This window comes from Olleya marilimosa CAM030 (assembly GCF_000518485.1).
Lineage (GTDB): Bacteria > Bacteroidota > Bacteroidia > Flavobacteriales > Flavobacteriaceae > Olleya > Olleya marilimosa.
The window spans coordinates 190,540-208,602 of record NZ_JADR01000005.1; the positions used below are offsets into that span (position 1 = coordinate 190,540).

The following is an 18,063-nucleotide window of genomic DNA, read 5'->3' on the forward strand; positions in this document are numbered from 1 at the left end:
TGGGACTAGACTTTTTTGTTTTAGTACTAATCGTTCTTTTTCAGTCTAACTTATCCTTCCATTTTTTCTGACAATTCTAACCAACGCATTTCTTTTTCCTCAATGCTATCCATGATTTTTTGGATTTTAGCAGACAATTCTGTGATTTGATCTTGCGTTAAATCTGGATTTAAAAACTTTTGTTCAATCTCTTTTTTATCGAACTCTAGAGATTTTATTTTACTTTCTAAATTATTAAATTCTTTCTGTTCGTTGTATGATAATGCTGCTTTGCTGCTGTCTTTTTTCCAGTTTTTCTTTTCTTTTTTGTCCTCTGCGTCAGTGTCACTTTCAGGAGCTTTACTGTCTTCGTATATGCGATAATCTGTGTAGTTTCCTGGAAAGTTTTCTACTTCACCTTCGCCTTTAAACACTAATAGGTGATCCACAATTTTGTCCATAAAATAGCGGTCGTGAGAGACGACTATCAAACAGCCAGGAAAATCTAATAAAAAGTCTTCTAAAACGTTTAGCGTAACGATATCTAAGTCATTAGTAGGTTCATCAAGAATTAAAAAATTGGGATTTTGTATTAAAATGGTACAAAGGTATAAGCGTTTACGTTCACCACCACTTAGTTTTTCAACAAAATCATATTGTTTTTTTCTGTCAAATAAAAAGCGTTCTAACAATTGTTGTGCACTAATTTGACGTCCTTTTTTTAAGGGAATATAATCTCCAAAATCCCTAACCACATCAATAACCTTTTGGTTAGGTTTTGGTGTAATACCTGCTTGAGTATAATATCCAAATTTAACTGTTTCTCCAATTAATATTTTTCCGCTATCAGGAGCAGTTGTTTGGGTTAACATATTTAGGAATGTTGATTTTCCTGTTCCGTTTTTACCAATAATCCCTACGCGTTCTCCACGTTGAAAGTTGTAATCAAATTTGTCTAATATTACTTTGTCCTTAAAGGATTTAGATAGTTTAACAAGTTCGACAATTTTACTTCCTAAGCGTTCCATGTTTAATTCTAACTCGACAACATGATCTTTTCTGCGTTGGGAGGCTTTGTGTTTAATTTCGGTAAAATCGTCAATTCTAGATTTAGATTTAGTAGTACGTGCTTTTGGTTGGCGACGCATCCATACTAATTCTTTTTTAAAAAGTTGTTTTGCTTTTCCTGTTTCTACTTGTTCTCTAGCAATACGCTCTTCTTTTTTTTCAAGGTAGTAGGAGTAGTTTCCTTTGTAACTATATAGCTCGCCATGATCAAGCTCTATAATTTCGTTACAGACACGCTCAAGAAAAAAGCGGTCGTGAGTTACCATAAATAAAGTGATGTTTTCTTTAGCAAAAAAGGCTTCTAGCCATTCAATCATCTCTAGATCTAAATGGTTGGTAGGTTCATCTAAAATTAATAAGTCGGGCTTATTAATTAGTGCATTCGCTAAGCTAAGGCGTTTTTTTTGACCTCCAGACAAGACGCTAACTTTTTGGTCTAGATTATCTAGTTTTAATTTAAAAAGTATTTGTTTGTATTGTGTTTCAAAATCCCAAGCATTGTGTCTATCCATTTGCTCAAACGCTTTTTGATACACATCTTCGTCTTCAGGGTTTTGTAATGCTTTTTCGTAATTTTTTATAATATCTAAAACAGGATTATCTGCATTAAAGATGGTTTGTTCAATGGTTAATTCTGGGTCTAGAATTGGTTCTTGAGGTAAAAAAGCTACTTTAATATCCTTTCTGTAAATTATGTTACCAGTGTCAGGTACGTCAAAACCAGCAAGCATTTTTAAGATAGAGGTTTTTCCTGTTCCGTTTTTAGCTACAAAAGCAATCTTTTGGTCTTTATGGACGCTAAAAGATAGCCCTTCAAATAATGTTAATTCGCCATAAGATTTGGCTATGTTTTCAACTGTTAAATAATTCAATGTGTGTAATTTTTAGCAAAGATGGTTATTATAAGTGAAATGTAGAATTTTTAAAAGTGAAAAGTTAGTAGGTTAATTATATGGAGGCTAAAAAAGTTTTTTAAAAAATAAACCTGTGTTATTGCTTAATTTTGAGATTAAAATTCAAAAACCCAGTTACTTGTTTTGTTTTACAGTGCTAAAGGTTATATTTGTGAATTAACAACCTTTTTAAAATGAAGCAAATTGTAATGTGTTTTGTGATAGTGCTTAGCCTTATAAGCACCTCATGTATAACTCAAAAAGATGTCGTTTACTTACAAGATAAAGGTACTGTAATAAACGATTCTCTTCAATTACAAGCTTTAGCATCACCATATCGCGTGCAGGTTAATGATTTGTTGAGTGTTAATGTTAAAGCTGAAAAAAGAGAGGTTTCTGATTTAGTTCAAATCTTTAATCCTACAACAAATGAAATAGGTAACTCGGATCAATCTTTATATTACAATGGGTTTACAGTTGATTTACATGGAAATATTGAATTTCCAATTTTAGGAGAAATAAATGTATTAGGTTTTACAACTGATGAAATTGAAGAAAAAATTAAAACTGTTATTTTACAAAAATATTTAAAAGAGACTGCTAAAATATTTGTAACCGTTAAATTATCTGGTTTAAAATATACTACTTTAGGTGAGATAGAAAATAAAGGAACACAGGTTTTGTATCAAGATCGAGTAAATATTCTTGAAGCTATTGCTAACGCTGGTGATATAACTCAAACAGGTGATAGAAAAGATGTTTTAATATTAAGACAATATCCACAAGGACAGAAAATTCATCATATCGATTTGACAGATATGGCTGCTATGAAATCTGAGTTTTATTATATACAGCCAAATGACATTATTATGGTCAAACCATTAAAGCGAAAGTCTTTAGGTGGTGGTCAAACTGCAACACAAACATTAACGACTATAGCTAGTATATTTTCAGTTTTAGTTAGTACTTATTTTTTAGCTAAAAATCTATAAAATATGGAACAGCAAAAAGGGATAGATAATAATCAGATTTTTGATTTTAAAGCATTTATCTTTAGATCTATTAGTTATTGGAAATGGTTTTTGTTGGCTTTAATTGTTGGCTTATATGTTGTCTATCAACAGAATATTAGAAGGGAGTTTCCTTATACAATAGAAGCTTCTCTTACAGTTCAAGATGACAAGAATCCTTTGTTTACTTCCAATACTAGTTTGATTTTTAACTATGGAGGAATATCTGGAAAAGTACAAGAGGTCCTGTTAAATTTAAAATCTAGAAAACATCATGAAAAAGTTGTGGATAGTTTAGATTTATATTTAAGTTATCTAAAACAAGGTCGATTTTACAAAACAGATATTTATGGCAGTCACCAGTTTAAATTTGTAGGTTTAGATAGTGCTTATCAATTGATCGGACATCCTATAAAACTTGAGTTTTTAGATGCTGATACGTTTAAGTTATCTTATGATTTAGGAGAGTCTGAAACTGTAATCGCTCAAAATTTTTATACTAAAGAAATAAAATCTTTTCCAGTGTCTTCGCCAGTTTTCTCTCAAATATATAAGTTTGAAGAATACATAGACTTGCCTTTTTTAAAGGGGAGTCTAGTAAAAAGGGGGAATGTAGCTATTAAAAAAAACAAGGAATTTTTTATACAATACAACAGTTTTAATGCAACTGTATCTGAATTTTCAAATAGTTATGTGGTTGCTAATCAGCAAAATTCACCCTTATTAACAGTTAGATTAACTAATAAAAATAAAGCTAAAATAGTTGACTATATCAATACTTCAGTTTTTATTTTAGAGCGTGACCAGCTACAACGAAAAAATCAATATGCAATTAATACAGTTGCCTTTATTGATAAACAGTTAGCTCGTGTTAAAGGGCAATTAAACAGGAAAGCAGATTCTTTAAACGATTTTAAACGAAGTAATAAAATATTTGATATTAAAGGAGAAAGCGAGATTTTATCAAGTAAAATTGAAGACTACAACAGTCAAAAAGAGCTTTTAAATGAAAGTTTAATGTCATACGACTTATTAAAGAATTACCTTTTAACTAGTTCTGATTTTACTAGTTTTCCTGCACCAGCACTACAAGGTATCGACGATTCTAATATAATTGGAGGAATTTCTAAGATAGTAGCATTGTCTGTGCAAAAGTCTACTTTAGAAACTTCGGTAAGGGATAATGTGTCTGTATTTGATGATTTGAATAATCAAATAGAGTCTCTTAAAAATGTTATGATTGAAAACATAGCTTCAGTAAAAGCGAATATAGGTTTTCAGTTACAATCCTTAAATTCTAGAATATATAGTTCAGAACAAGAATTTTCAACTCTTCCTGAAAATCAACAAAAATTAGAAGCTATTGAACGTGAATATTTATTAAGTCAAAGTACTTACAATTTATATTTAGCTAAACGAGGTGAAGCCGATTTAATTAAAGCTTCTAATATTTCTGATATTATTTTTATTGAACCAGCTAAAGATGTTGGACAAGGACGTAATGCAGTTAACCTTAATATACGCTATGTTTTTGCAGTTTTAGCTGCATTAATCCCTATTTTGTTATTGTCTTTTATAATTACTTTTTTTGATAATAAAATTCATGCACCCAATGATTTAGAAAAATTAGCTAAAATCCCACTATTAGGAGTTGTAGGTAAAAATGATTCTGAGAATAATTTAGCAGTTTACAATAAACCTAAGTCTGCGATAGCTGAAGCCTTTAGAGCCATTAGATCTAGTTTGCAATTCATGTACAAAAAACATGATTTAGATGGTACTAAAACCGTTATGGTTACCTCTTCCGTCAGTGGAGAAGGAAAAACCTTTTGCTCCATTAATATTGCAACTGTATTTGCATTAAGCGGAAAGAAAACTGTATTAGTTGGGTTAGATTTGCGAAAACCCAAGATTTTTGGAGATTTTGATATTGATAATACTACAGGTGCAGTAAATTATTTGATTGGGCAAAAATCTTTGCAAGAAGTTGTGCAACACACTAAAGTTGAAAACCTTGATGTTATAACTTCTGGACCTATTCCTCCTAATCCATCTGAATTACTTATTGGTTCGCAAATGGACCAATTTATTGCTGAATTAAAAGAGGTCTATGACTATATTATATTGGATACACCACCAGTTGGCTTAGTTGCTGATGCATTGGAGCTAACAGACTATGTAGATGCCTCTTTGTATGTTGTCCGTCAAGACTATACCAAAAAAGAAATGCTAGCTTTGATAACCGATAAACATAAAAAAGGAGAGGTTAAAAATATTAGTTTTCTATATAATTATTACGATCAAAAAGGAACATATGGTTACGGTTACGGTTATGGTTACGGCTATGGCTACGGTTATGGTGCTTATGGTAATGGGTATCATGAGGAGGAAAAAAAGAATACATCTTTTACTAAAAAAATTATAGCATTTTTAAATCCATTTAAATAAGCAATAAAATAATAAATTTGGAGAGTAAACATATTAAATCAGATTGGTTATACACCATTTCGCCCAAAAAAAAGCTTATAAATCTCAATTTTAAAGAGATATGGAGGTATCGTGATTTATTGTTTTTATTTGTAAAACGCGATATCATCACACAATATAAACAAACCATATTAGGGCCTTTATGGTATTTTATACAACCCTTATTTACATCAGTAATTTTTACACTAATATTTAATAATCTAGCTGCCATACCTACAGGTAATGGGATTCCTTCCTTTTTATTTAATTTAGCAGGCATCACCTCTTGGAACTATTTTAGCTCTTGCTTAACAGGAACAAGTGATACCTTTAAGGTTAATCAAGGTATATTTGGTAAGGTGTACTTTCCTAGAGTTATTACACCCTTATCTATCGTGTTTTCTAATCTTATAAAATTCGGAATTCAGCTATTAGTCTTTATTTCGTTTTATATCTACTTTGTGTTTTTTACAGATACAGCCAGTAATGCCTTACCACAAATAACAATTATACTATTACCCATACTAATTTTATTTATGGGTTTATTAGGGTTGGGTCTAGGAATGATTATATCTTCAATGACCACTAAATATCGTGATTTAACCTTTTTGGTAGGTTTTGGTGTACAGTTGTTAATGTATGGTTCTGCAGTGATGTATCCCTTATCCTATTTTAAAGAGAAATTACCAGAATATTCATGGTTAGTAGCCTATAACCCAATGACAACCATTATAGAGTTATTTAGACAGATGACGTTGGGCGTTGGAAGTTTTGCGTTTAATAATTTTATTTATGCAGGTGTTATAAGTGTTATCTTGTTTTTAATAGGATTAGTTATATTTAATAAAACCGAAAAGTCTTTTATAGATACTGTGTAATATGGAAGAAAAAGACATTATTTTAAAAGCAGAACACATCTCTAAACAATACCGTTTAGGATTAGTCGGTACAGGAACCATTAGTCACGATTTAAATAGATGGTGGCATAAAGTACGAGGTAAAGCAGATCCCTATTTAAAAGTAGGCGAGAGTAATGATCGTAGTACTAAAGGACAGTCAGAATATGTATGGGCTTTGCAGGATATTAATTTTGAAGTTAAACGTGGTGAAGTCTTAGGGATTATAGGTAAGAATGGAGCAGGAAAATCAACCTTGCTTAAAATCTTATCAAAAGTCACAGGACCAACAACAGGCGAGATTAAAACTAAAGGACGTATAGCATCTTTATTAGAGGTTGGAACAGGATTTCATGGCGAAATGACTGGACGTGAAAACGTGTATTTAAATGGTGCCATTTTAGGAATGACTAAAAAAGAAATTTCGTCTAAAATTGACGAAATTATTGAGTTTTCGGGTTGTCAGCGTTATATAGATACTCCAGTTAAACGTTATAGCTCTGGTATGACTGTACGATTAGCGTTTGCAGTAGCAGCCTTTTTAGAACCAGAGATTTTGGTAATAGATGAAGTGCTAGCTGTAGGAGATGCCGAATTCCAGAAAAAGGCTATTGGTAAAATGCAAGATATTAGTCGTGGTGATGGACGAACAGTTTTGTTTGTCAGTCATAATATGTCGGCAATTAAAAATTTATGTACTAGAGCAATTTTAGTAGAAAAAGGAAGAATAAGGTCTACAGGTAGCGTTGATAATATTATCAACCTATACCTTAGTCAGATGAGAAAAGAAAAAGAAGATTTTGAAAGTTTAGAAAGAAAAGGTAATGGAGTTATTAAAATTACTTCTGTAAAAACTAAGAGCATAGGAAATGATTTCCATGGTACAGTTGGTCTTCCATTTTCTATAAGTTTTGACATTTCTAACAATACTAATGTTAAAGTTTGTGATGTGAGATTAGATATTAGAATAGATGATAGTTTAGGTCAAAAATATGCTTGGCTCAGTACATCGGTTATTCCCTTTGATGTTAAATCAAAAAACAATGTTGTAAAAACAATTAGTTTCGAATTAGAAAAGCTTAATCTACAGAAAGGAATATATTATGTGACAACATATTTGGAATGTAAAGGAGAAGTATCCGATTGGATACAAAATGCTTTTGATTTTGAAATTTTAGACGGAAAATATTATGAGTCAGATGCAAAAGTACCTAACAATCAAGGTAAAATTTTGCTTGATTATTCAATAAAACATAGTTAAATGAATTTTTTTAAAAGAAAGAACATTAAACAAGAGGTACAAGATTATACTGTAAAGGATTGGCTTAAAGAGTTAGATTGGGCAAACGTATACCATGATAGTATCAGAGGTAAATCGTATTTAGAAAATCTGAGTTTGAATATCGGTAGATGGGCAGGTAACTATGCTTTTTTTTATGTTTTGAATAGAATAATGCATGATTTTAAACCAAAAACAATTATTGAATTTGGTTTAGGTGAATCTACTAAGTTTATTTCATCTTGTATTAAAGGTTTAGATTATGATTGCAAATATGTGGTTATTGAGCAAAATATGGATTGGAAAATTCATTTTCAATCTAATTTTCAATTAACTAATAATACGAGTCTTATACATTGTCCTATAGAAAGGAAAGAGATTAATGGATTTAGTGTCAATACTTACAAAGACTTAAAAAATCAAATAGATTTTCAAGCAGAATTATATATTGTAGATGGACCTCATGGTAGTGAACGATTCTCAAGATTTGACATATGCTATTTGGCAGAAAAATTCACAAAAGAAAGCGAGTTTGTAATTTTGATAGATGATTGTCAAAGAAAAGGAGAACAGGATACTTTTGAGGCATTAGAAATGATTTTTAAAGAAAAAGAGATTATTTTCTTTAAAGCTAAATATTCAGGAGTCAAAACAGTGAGCCTAATTGTTTCTAATAAGTATAAATATTCAACTACATTTTAAGATATGGATATACTTGCTGTATTAGTTAACTATGGAGATGAGCAATTGAATTATCTAGAACAAGTTGTATCAGAACTAAAAAGTTTTAAAAACTACAAAGTAACAATTATTGTTCAATCAAATATACCATTAAATATTCAAGGTGTAGATAAAGTTAATGTTGTAGAATTAGAGGACTATCAATTATTACCACTAACCTGTAGAAAAATTATTTGGGAAAACAAAAACGATTTTGATGTTTTTATTTTTGGAGAGAACGACCATATGTTTCTTGAAAAACATATAGATAAGCATTTAGAATACGTCAAAATACTTCCAAAAAATAGAATTACAGGGTTGATTCAGTTTGAAGAAAATGAAACTGGACGTTATTATCCTGGATATCATCTTCAATTTGATTGGAGGTATGACTCAGTAGAGAATTACGATGGAAAAAAATTCGCACATTTTACTAATACACATCAAGCAGGTTTTATTTTAACTAAACAACAATTATTAACTATTGGAAAGCGTTTTGATTTTAATAAATTAGTAAAAGATTTACCTCTAAGTTTTATAGATAAATTATTAAATAAAATAAAAAAAATACTAAAATTACCATTAAAACATCCCAATAATTATAGTGTAAAATGTAAAGTTAACACAGATGTCTACGATTATGGTGGTATGAAAAAACTAATTTGTATTTCAGAGTTTGAAGACAATCTAATACATCATTTACCAAACATATATATTGATGGTTTAAAAGGGAGAAATAAATTTAGGTCAGATTCAGATAAAATGGATAATGCCATACAAAAACTGTTAAAAAAGTAAATGGTAGAATATTCTTTAATAGTACTTGCCAAAACAGATTCTGAATTTATTTTTAAAATGAATGAAGACTGTTTTAACACCTTTATTAAAAGTATAGAATATATAGATAGTACTTTTGAAATCATACTGATAGAAAGTAATGAAAAAGCAAATTATGTTTACTCAATTCAAAATTTGAAAATTATAACACCAAAAGCAGATTTTAATTTTCATAAATTTTTGAATATTGGAATAAAAGAGGCATCTGGTAATTATTATATTTTAAGTAATAATGACGTAAAATACACAAAAGAATGGTTGGCAAATTTACAAAATGTAGCTTTTAATAATCCTAAAATACAATCATTTTCTCCTTATGATCAAAAATCTAATAAATTACCAATGGAAAGTATAAAGAGTAATTCGTTTATTTTAGGGTACCAAATTCAAAAGCACTTAACGGGTTGGTGTATAATTATGCACAAAAATGTTATAAATAAAATAAAGAAGTTAGATGAAAAATTTAATTTTTATTACGCAGATTTTGATTATGCGATGCAATTACAAAAATATAACATAAAACATGCCTTAGTGACTAATGCTAAGGTAAATCATTTAGAAAGTGTTTCATATAACCAAGAAAACAATATAAATTATAGTGAATTACCATCAGATACACCAAAGTATTTAATAAATGAAAATTGGACTTGGATTTTAAAGGATAAAAAGATGGTAGAGGGTGTCATTTCTTATCATAAAAAATGGGGTTCTAGACGTTCGATTAAAGTCAAGCTATATGCAATTAAGCTATTAAAATCAATAGGTTTGGGTTTTTTTAGCAGATTTATTTTAACAACTAAATATTAAATAATTGAAAATAACATATTTAATAACAGGAGGAGCAGGAAATGTAGGTAGTACACTAGCAAAACATTTGGCTAGCGATAAATCAAATACAATTATAATTGTTGATAATTTATCTACAGGAAGCCTTAATAAAGTTCCAAAACTAGATAATGTAAAATTTATAAAAGCTAATGTTAATAATTATAATGACATTGCTCCAATTTTTGCACGTTATGATTTTGATTATGTATTTCATTATGCAGCAATGGTTGGTGTTAAGCGAACCCTAGAAAACCCTATGAGTGTGCTTGAGGATATTGAAGGTATTAAAAATGTGCTATCACTATCAAAAAATTCTGGAGTAAAACGTGTCTTTTATTCAAGTTCATCTGAAGTTTATGGAGAGCCTTTTGAAATCCCTCAAAACGAGAATACAACGCCATTAAATTCTAGATTACCCTATGCTATCGTCAAAAATGTTGGCGAAGCTTTTTTTAAATCTTACTATCAAGAATATGGATTAGAGTATACCATTTTTAGGTTTTTTAATACTTATGGGCCAAATCAAAGTGAAGATTTTGTACTACCACGTTTTTTAAAATTAGCATTGCAAGATAAAGACATTAATATCTATGGAGATGGCTTGCAAACACGATCGTTTTGCTATGTTGACGACAATGTTGAAACCTGTATAAAAGCAATTACAGATAAGTCTTGTATCAATGAGGTTTTAAATGTTGGTAGTGACTTAGAACAAACCATTTTGTCACTTGCTCAAACCATTATTAAGTTAACCAATTCAAAAAGTAATATTGTTCATTTACCAGCATTAGAAGAAGGAGATATGGCAAGACGTTGTCCAGATACGTCAAAAATGAAAAAAGTTTTAGGTAAAGATTTGATGTCGTTAGAAGAAGGTGTTTTAAAACTAGTTAAACATTACAGTAATTTATAATATATGCGTAAAGGATATAACCCTACCAAAGGTGGTAAGTTAGTCGTTAAAGCACCATGTGATCATAGGATAATAATACCCTTACACATTCCACATGAAAATGATTACTTTAAAGATGCCTATAAAATTTTTGAACTTTGTCTATTTTCAGTTTTAAAAACAGCCAGTTCAAAATTAAAAGTCTCTATTATTAGTAATAAATGTTCTTTTGAGGTTAATCAAAGACTTTTGCAATTATACAAAGACCAAGATATTGATGAGCTTATCATAGAAAAGGAAGGCATAGGAAAAATTAATAGCCTTTTAAAAGCTTTACGTACAGTTGAAGAGCGTTTAGTAACCATAACAGATGCAGACGTATTATTTTTAGATCAATGGGAGGATGAGGTTGTTTCTGTTTTTAAATCTTTTCCAAAAGCAGGAGCAGTTTGTCCAGTCCCACTTTACAGAAAGCATCTAGATTTAACAGCCAATATTTGGAGTAAGTATTTGTTTTCAAATAAATTAAAATTTAGAGCAGTTAAAGATGTTGATGCCTTAGAGAATTTTGTAAAAAGTATAGGTTGGACTCACTTGCCAGAAGAATTTGGTGATAGCATTGGTACATTAACAGCAAAAGACAATACTGTAGCAGTTTTAGGCTGTTCTCATTTTGTTGCTACCTATAAGTCAGAAGTATTTAAAGCGCTTCCAGAAGACAATAGTGCTTATTTAATAGATGGAGATAGCGAGTTTTTATACATGGATAAGCCAGTAGTGTTAGTGGATGGTTATCGTTTGTCAACGTATACAAATAATGCTTACCATTTAGGGAATGTATTTGAACCTTGGATGCAAGACAACTTTGATGCTTTAAAAGCAAGAGAACAAAAATACATTGATTACTCGTCCTTAAAAACTTTAAAGAAAAATACAATTAAGTATATTTTAGCTCATAAGATTTTTAAGAATGTGATAAAGTTTAGACCTATATTAAGGTATATGTTAAAACTAAAAGGATTAACTAAGGCTCAAGTAGATAATTATGTTGATCTTAAGTAGTAAAAACAATTTTTTATAGTTGGTAGTTTGTTTGTGTTTTTAAATTTGAAAAATATAAAAGTAAGTCATTGGTTTTCGGCTAAATTTTAATCATCATTTTAGTACTTTATTTTAACTTTTTTAATGCTATAATACATGTTGTATTCTCCATGTTCATTATTGTCTTGGGATACACAGCGTTAAAAGTAGTCAAGGATTTTGGTATTCTTGGGGATGTGTCATATGGTATATACAGCTTTTTTATTCAGCAACTTTTAATGTGGATTTTTAAATTGAAAACTATAAATTTATCTGTTTACGCATTATTGCTTTCAATAGTGTTTGAATATTTGTCTTGGTTTTTAGTTGAGAAAAGAGAGTTACGATATAAATAATAATTTAAATTGAATTTATATGTCAAAGTTTAAAAATAAAATTTTTTTAAATTACCTCAGGGTAAGGAATAAATTAAGAAAGAGAATGGGGAAGAATTCAATTTTATTGTCCTCTAGAAATATTTTAGAGAATAACTTTAAATCTTCAGCTGATTTTAGTTTTGTTCAGGTTGGAGCTAATGATGGAGTGAGCTTTGATTTTCTATTTGATTTTGTGTCAAAACGGAAATCAATAGGTGTAGTATTAGAGCCTATTACATCATATTTCATTGAGTTAAAAAAGAATTATGCCTTTAATAAAAATATTATTCCAATTAATGTAGCTATACATCCAACGCTTAAAGAGGCTAATATCTATAAAATTAATCCAATGTTTCAAAATGAATATCCTTCATGGGTAAAGGGTATTGCATCATTAGATCCTAATCATCACAAAAAGACCAATATAAACACTGAACACATGATAGTGGAAAAGGTTAAAGCAGATAGTCTAATAAATGTTTTAAATAATAATGATTTAAATTTTAATAATCTTGATTATTTTCAGATTGATACTGAAGGTTTTGATTTTGAAGTTTTAAAAATGATAGATTTTAATATTATTAAACCTGTTGTTTTGAAATTTGAATCAGTAAACCTTAGTAATAATGACAAGCATGTTGCTTTTTTATTATTAAAAAGACAAGGTTATTATGTTTTTGATGAAGGTGGAGATTCTATTGCTGTTAATTTAAATTTGATCAAACTGTACTAATGATTAATAAAGTCATACATTATTGTTGGTTTGGTAATTCAAAAAAAACAAAACTTATCGAAAACTGCATTAGTAGTTGGAAGATCTTTTGCCCAGACTATGAAATTATTGAGTGGAATGAATCGAACTGTGATTTGACACATCCTTTTATTTTACATGCGCTTAAGGCCAATAAATGGGCTTTTGTTGCGGACTATATAAGATTACATGTTTTGTTTAATTATGGAGGAGTTTATCTAGATACAGATATGGTGTTAGTAAAATCATTAGACCCTTTTTTAAAGCATAAGTGCTTTTTTGGAGCAGAAGAAGAGACTATTATTAGTGCTGGAATAATAGGCAGTGTAAAAAAGAATAAGCTAATATTTGATTTGTTAAAAAGCTATGACAATTTAGATTTAAATCAAGATTTAGATTTTAATAATTTAGCAATACCCTTATTGATTACATCACATATTAAAACAATTAATAAAATTTTTTCTGTAAAAATAAATGACATAACCTCGTTTGATGACGTTGTGATTTATCCACAAAATTATTTTTATCCTTTTCCGAATAAAGAAAAAAGTAATATTAAAAACCATTTGTCATACGCAACAGAAGATACAGTTGCTATTCATTTGTGGAATGCCTCGTGGGTTGACTATAACGAATTTGATTATTTAAATCAAAAACGCTTCGGTAAGGCTATGACTAAGGTTTTAAGAACTTTATTTGTCTCAAGGGATTTTAATAAATACTATTTTAAAAGAATTTTTAATCATTTAAAAAAAAACTATGATTAAAAACATCAAACAAAATCTAAAAAGGAAAGTTCTTTTTTTTATTGGAATTTATAATTTTTACTATTTCAGACTTGTTGAAACTAAAAAAATTAAAAATGCAGATTTGGTTTTTTTCTTCCCCTATTATCATACAGGTGGTGCTGAAAAAGTGCATTTGAATATTGTTAAAGCTCTAGAGAAACAAAATATCTATATTATTTTTACCCATTTGTCAGCAACCAAAAATTATCACAGTGCTTTTAAAACTCACGCAAATATTGTAGAAATTAATAATATTAAAAATAAAAAATCTGCGGTTCTTAATAAGTTTTTAGAAAATAAAATTTTAAAAACTATTAATAAAAGTAAATCAATACATTCTGTATTTGGTTCTAATACAGATTATTTTTATCAATTATTGCCTAAAATTAAATCAGATATTTATAAAGTTGATTTAATACATGCGTTAAGCGAAAATGATCCAAGAGAATTACAGTTTGTAAACAGCTGTCAATTTATCGATTCTCGAATTTGTATTAATACTAAAGCTAAAGAAGATTTAATTTCAATTTATAACAATAATAAATTAAGTAAAAAATTAAGTGATAAATTAGTAATAATACAAAATGGTGTAGATGTTAATAAAGGATTAAGCTATAAGAAAGATAACAACCGAATTTTAAAATTTGGTTTTATTGGTAGATGGTCTGCTGAAAAAAGACCAGAGATTTTTTTAGACGTTGCTAAACAAATTACTCATAAATACCCTAAGGTTGAGTTTGTTATGGCTGGAACAGGTATGAAATCTAATCTATCAAAAATTGATAATTCTGGAGTCTCTTTTTTAGGCGAAATTACAGATCCTAAAAAATTGGATGAGTTGTATAAAAGTTTAACAGCAGTAGTTATAACCTCAGTATATGAGGGATTTCCTATGGTAATTATGGAGTCTATGATATTTGGTACCATACCAATAGCTACAAATGTTGGCGGTATTAGCCAACATATTAATCACATGAAAAATGGATTGTTAATTTCTTCAGAACATAAAGCATCCATAGTTGAGAGGTTTGTTGAAAACATTTCCTATTTGATAGAAAATGAACAATATTTAAAAATAATATCAACTAACGCTAACAATTATGCATTAGATAATTTTAATATTGATAAATTTAACACTTCTTATCAAGTTTTATTTAGAAAAAAGCCATGAAGTTATTAATGGTCGCCATTCCAAACCATCATTTTTTTCAGTGGGTTAACCAATTGAAAGATGCTGGCTATGAGGTGTATTGGTTTGATATCACTGATGGAGGACCTAAATCTTCAAAAATAGAGTGGGTTACTCAAATAAAAGGATGGAAATTAAAATGGGATTTTCCGTTTAGGACTCAAGTAAAAAAAAAGTTACCTAAGTTATATAGCAAGATTCAAAAAGTAAATGAAACGGATGTTACTAATGCTTTTAAAAAGGTATTAGAACAAATTCAACCAGATATAGTCCATTGTTTTGAAATGAAATTATCAGGTTTGTCTATTTTACCTGTAATGTCACAAAATAAAATACCCTTAATTTATTCTTCATGGGGAAGCGATGTGTTTTATTATAAACAACATGGTGTAAATCCCAAAAAAGTTAACACGTTTATTAAGCGTATTGATTTGTTAATATCAGATTGTAAAAGGGATGTTGGCATAATACAAAGCTTAGGGTACCGTAGTCCTTTTTACGTCTTACCTGGTAATGGAGGATTAGCTATTAATGCGGAGCACATAAAAAAAACAAATCAAAGAAAAAATATAATCTTTAAAGGCTATCAATATGATGTTGGAGAAGCTATTCAAATTGTAAAAGCTTTAGAAATTGTAGCTGTTAATTTACTTAAAAACCTGACTATACATTGTTATAGTGCAGATGTTGAGGTTATAGATTATATCAAGCAATCAGATGTTTTTAAATTGTTAGATTATACAATATACCCAAGACACCAAAGACTAGACAATAAAAAGTTATTAAAAATAATGGGTAGTAGTGTTTTACATTTAGGAAATAACCTTTCCGATGGTATGCCTAATGCGCTTTTAGAAGCTATGGCAATGGGAGCATTTCCCATTCAATCAAATCCTGGAGGCGCAACAGAAGAAGTGATTACTGATGGCGTCAATGGTTTTTTAATCCATAACCCATTAGATTTTAGAGCTATAGCAACCTTGATAGAACAAGCTTTGCAAGATGAAATTTTAAGGGCAAAGGCTCAAGAATATAATATTAATTTTATTAATGAAAATTACAAACGTAGTATATTGCAACCAACAATTGTTCAACTTTACCAAAAGCTAAAAAACAATTAAATTAAAGGATGCAGATTTCATTTTTAATAGTCACAAAAAACAGACCCGAAGATTTAGCTTTAACTTTAAAGAAGCTGAAATCTATAATGGATTTTTCTATTCATGAAGTGTTGGTATTTATTGATGGTTGTTCAAAAACCGAAACTATTACAATTGATTTTGACTGGGTTAATTGGGCAGTGTCTAAAAAAAGCATTAGTGCTTCGCCTGCTAGACATATATTATATAAAAAAGCACAAGGAGATTTGTTTGTTGGTTTAGATGACGATGCACACCCTTTAAGTCAAAATTTTATTAGCACTATTCAAGCTAGATTTAGCACAAATAACAATATTGGTATTATTGCATTTCAGGAAGTGCGTGGTGTATTTATTTCAGATGAAGAAGCATTGCAGCAGTCTAAATCAATAGAATCTTATTATACTAATGATTTTATTGGTTGTGGCTTTGCTATTAAAAAAGAGGTCTATACTGCTACAAACGGTTTTCCGGTTTGGATAGATATTTATGGCGAAGAGCCTGCATTAGCTTTAGAGGTTTTGGATTTGGGTTATCAAATAATTTATGATCCAAGAATTATAGTAAATCATCGTATAGATATAGAAAAACGAAAGCTTCAAGGACGAAATTATTTTAGATTTGAACGTCAGTTAAATAACGCTATACGTTATTATTTAGTGTATTATCCAAAGCCAATTAAAAAGGTTTTAAAAACTTTGTTACACAATTTTAAAAAGTATGCCTTAACAGATATAAGATATTTTAAATCATTTATAACAGTTGTTTTTAAAGTGATTATTAATCTATTTAAAATTTTAAAATTTAGGCAACCCGTCAAACAAGAAACTATTGAGAAAAAGCAGCGCTTAAAAGGATTAAACTATTAATTATAAACATTTTAAACATTATATGTTAGTTAAAATTTGCAGATATTATCCCTATCCAGATATAAAAAGACAAACTCCAAATCAGTCTTTTAAGTGGAATAATATTACGTTTACGGAGGAAGATGTTGACGAATGTGATTTTTTAGTAATTTTAGATTATCCAAAGTCTGATGTTACTGTTAAGGTAAACCCAAATCATATCCTACATATATGTTTAGAGCCCGCTAATGAAATATCAAAATACAGGCAATTTGCTAACAAGCAATCTTCAGTTGTGTATAATCAAATACAAGAAGGAGGTAAATACATAAAATCTCAACCAGCGCTACCTTGGCATTTGGATAAAGATTATAACTATTTTAAAAAATTAAAACCGGAAAGTCTAAAAAAAGAAGATAAAATTGTTTGGGTTACAAGTAATCAACGTGCTTCTATTCAGCATAATAAAAGAATGGATTTTTTGGATAGTATTTCAGATTTATCATTTATCGAGCTATACGGAAGAGGAATTAAAGAAGTAGATAGTAAATGGGATGTCATGAGGAACGCTAAATATGCTATTGCTTATGAGAATTTTAAAAACCCATTTAATTGGACAGAAAAAATATCGGACTGTTTTTTAAGTTATACAGTGCCTTTGTATTTTGGTTGTGATAGGATAGAAGATTATTTTCCAAAAGAAGCAATAATTCAAATTGATCCAAAGGATAAACATATTAAACAATTTTTAAAAGAGATAGTACACTCAAATAATTATAACCAAAAAATTGAAGCGCTTAAAGCTGCTAGAACTTTAGTGTTAGATAAGTATCAAATTTTTCCTTTTATTAGCAATCAAATTAACGCAATTGTATCTAGAGAAGGTATTAAATCTAATGAAAAGAAAAAAATAATATCCATTAAAGGCGGGAATGACTATTTTGATAATTATCCAAAAAGTATTGAGGTTACTAGAATAATTAGAAAAATAAAAAATAAGATTAAACTATAAACAAATCAGGA

Annotated in this window: 16 protein-coding genes; 15 read left to right on the plus strand and 1 reads right to left on the minus strand. The window is 29.1% G+C overall.

The features are described from left to right. Positions 1-50: 50 nt before the first annotated feature. Positions 51-1,919: an ABC-F family ATP-binding cassette domain-containing protein gene (locus M890_RS0106825; protein WP_028282818.1), complete on the minus strand. Its 1,869-nt coding sequence runs from the start codon at positions 1,917-1,919 to the stop codon at positions 51-53. Positions 1,920-2,134: 215 nt separating this feature from the next. Between M890_RS0106825 and M890_RS0106830 the strand changes: the two genes are divergently transcribed. From M890_RS0106830 to M890_RS0106905, 15 genes are all read left to right on the plus strand, one after another. Further along, positions 2,135-2,932 (plus strand): polysaccharide biosynthesis/export family protein, encoded by a 798-nt coding sequence (locus tag M890_RS0106830; RefSeq protein WP_028282819.1) that lies wholly within the window; start codon positions 2,135-2,137, stop codon positions 2,930-2,932. Between the two features lie 3 nt (positions 2,933-2,935). Next, complete coding sequence (locus M890_RS0106835) at positions 2,936-5,398, plus strand: exopolysaccharide transport family protein (protein WP_028282820.1); 2,463 nt, start codon at positions 2,936-2,938, stop codon at positions 5,396-5,398. A 17-nt stretch (positions 5,399-5,415) separates the two neighbouring features. Further along, complete coding sequence (locus M890_RS0106840) at positions 5,416-6,294, plus strand: ABC transporter permease (RefSeq protein WP_028282821.1); 879 nt, start codon at positions 5,416-5,418, stop codon at positions 6,292-6,294. A 1-nt stretch (position 6,295) separates the two neighbouring features. After that, positions 6,296-7,573 (plus strand): ABC transporter ATP-binding protein, encoded by a 1,278-nt coding sequence (locus M890_RS15870; RefSeq protein WP_036597250.1) that lies wholly within the window; start codon positions 6,296-6,298, stop codon positions 7,571-7,573. Continuing rightward, the gene (locus M890_RS0106850) at positions 7,574-8,293 is read left to right on the plus strand and encodes a hypothetical protein (RefSeq protein ID WP_028282822.1); all 720 of its coding nucleotides are present in this window, start codon (positions 7,574-7,576) and stop codon (positions 8,291-8,293) included. 3 nt (positions 8,294-8,296) lie between these two features. After that, a complete protein-coding gene (locus M890_RS0106855) occupies positions 8,297-9,109 on the plus strand; it encodes a hypothetical protein (protein ID WP_028282823.1) in 813 nt (270 codons plus the stop codon). Then, positions 9,110-9,955 carry a glycosyltransferase family 2 protein gene (locus tag M890_RS0106860; protein ID WP_028282824.1) on the plus strand — a complete coding sequence of 282 codons (846 nt, stop codon included), beginning with the start codon at positions 9,110-9,112 and terminating at the stop codon, positions 9,953-9,955. A gap of 4 nt (positions 9,956-9,959) precedes the next feature. Then, positions 9,960-10,889: an NAD-dependent epimerase/dehydratase family protein gene (locus M890_RS15875; RefSeq protein WP_051437471.1), complete on the plus strand. Its 930-nt coding sequence runs from the start codon at positions 9,960-9,962 to the stop codon at positions 10,887-10,889. Positions 10,890-10,892: 3 nt separating this feature from the next. Beyond that, on the plus strand, positions 10,893-11,930 hold the full coding sequence (locus tag M890_RS0106870; RefSeq protein ID WP_028282825.1) for a glycosyltransferase family protein: 1,038 nt from the start codon (positions 10,893-10,895) through the stop codon (positions 11,928-11,930). Between the two features lie 459 nt (positions 11,931-12,389). Further along, positions 12,390-13,058 carry an FkbM family methyltransferase gene (locus M890_RS15880; RefSeq protein WP_051437472.1) on the plus strand — a complete coding sequence of 223 codons (669 nt, stop codon included), beginning with the start codon at positions 12,390-12,392 and terminating at the stop codon, positions 13,056-13,058. Further along, positions 13,058-13,843 (plus strand): glycosyltransferase, encoded by a 786-nt coding sequence (locus M890_RS15885; protein WP_051437473.1) that lies wholly within the window; start codon positions 13,058-13,060, stop codon positions 13,841-13,843. The genes M890_RS15880 and M890_RS15885 overlap by 1 nt, the downstream gene beginning before the upstream one ends. Beyond that, on the plus strand, positions 13,836-15,035 hold the full coding sequence (locus M890_RS0106890) for a glycosyltransferase family 4 protein (protein ID WP_028282827.1): 1,200 nt from the start codon (positions 13,836-13,838) through the stop codon (positions 15,033-15,035). Before M890_RS15885 ends, M890_RS0106890 begins: the two co-directional genes overlap by 8 nt. Then, a complete protein-coding gene (locus tag M890_RS0106895; RefSeq protein WP_028282828.1) occupies positions 15,032-16,174 on the plus strand; it encodes a glycosyltransferase in 1,143 nt (380 codons plus the stop codon). The genes M890_RS0106890 and M890_RS0106895 overlap by 4 nt, the downstream gene beginning before the upstream one ends. An 8-nt stretch (positions 16,175-16,182) precedes the next feature. Further along, positions 16,183-17,061 carry a glycosyltransferase family 2 protein gene (locus tag M890_RS0106900; RefSeq protein WP_028282829.1) on the plus strand — a complete coding sequence of 293 codons (879 nt, stop codon included), beginning with the start codon at positions 16,183-16,185 and terminating at the stop codon, positions 17,059-17,061. A 22-nt stretch (positions 17,062-17,083) separates the two neighbouring features. Continuing rightward, positions 17,084-18,052 carry a glycosyltransferase family 10 domain-containing protein gene (locus M890_RS0106905; RefSeq protein WP_028282830.1) on the plus strand — a complete coding sequence of 323 codons (969 nt, stop codon included), beginning with the start codon at positions 17,084-17,086 and terminating at the stop codon, positions 18,050-18,052. Positions 18,053-18,063: the final 11 nt, after the last annotated feature.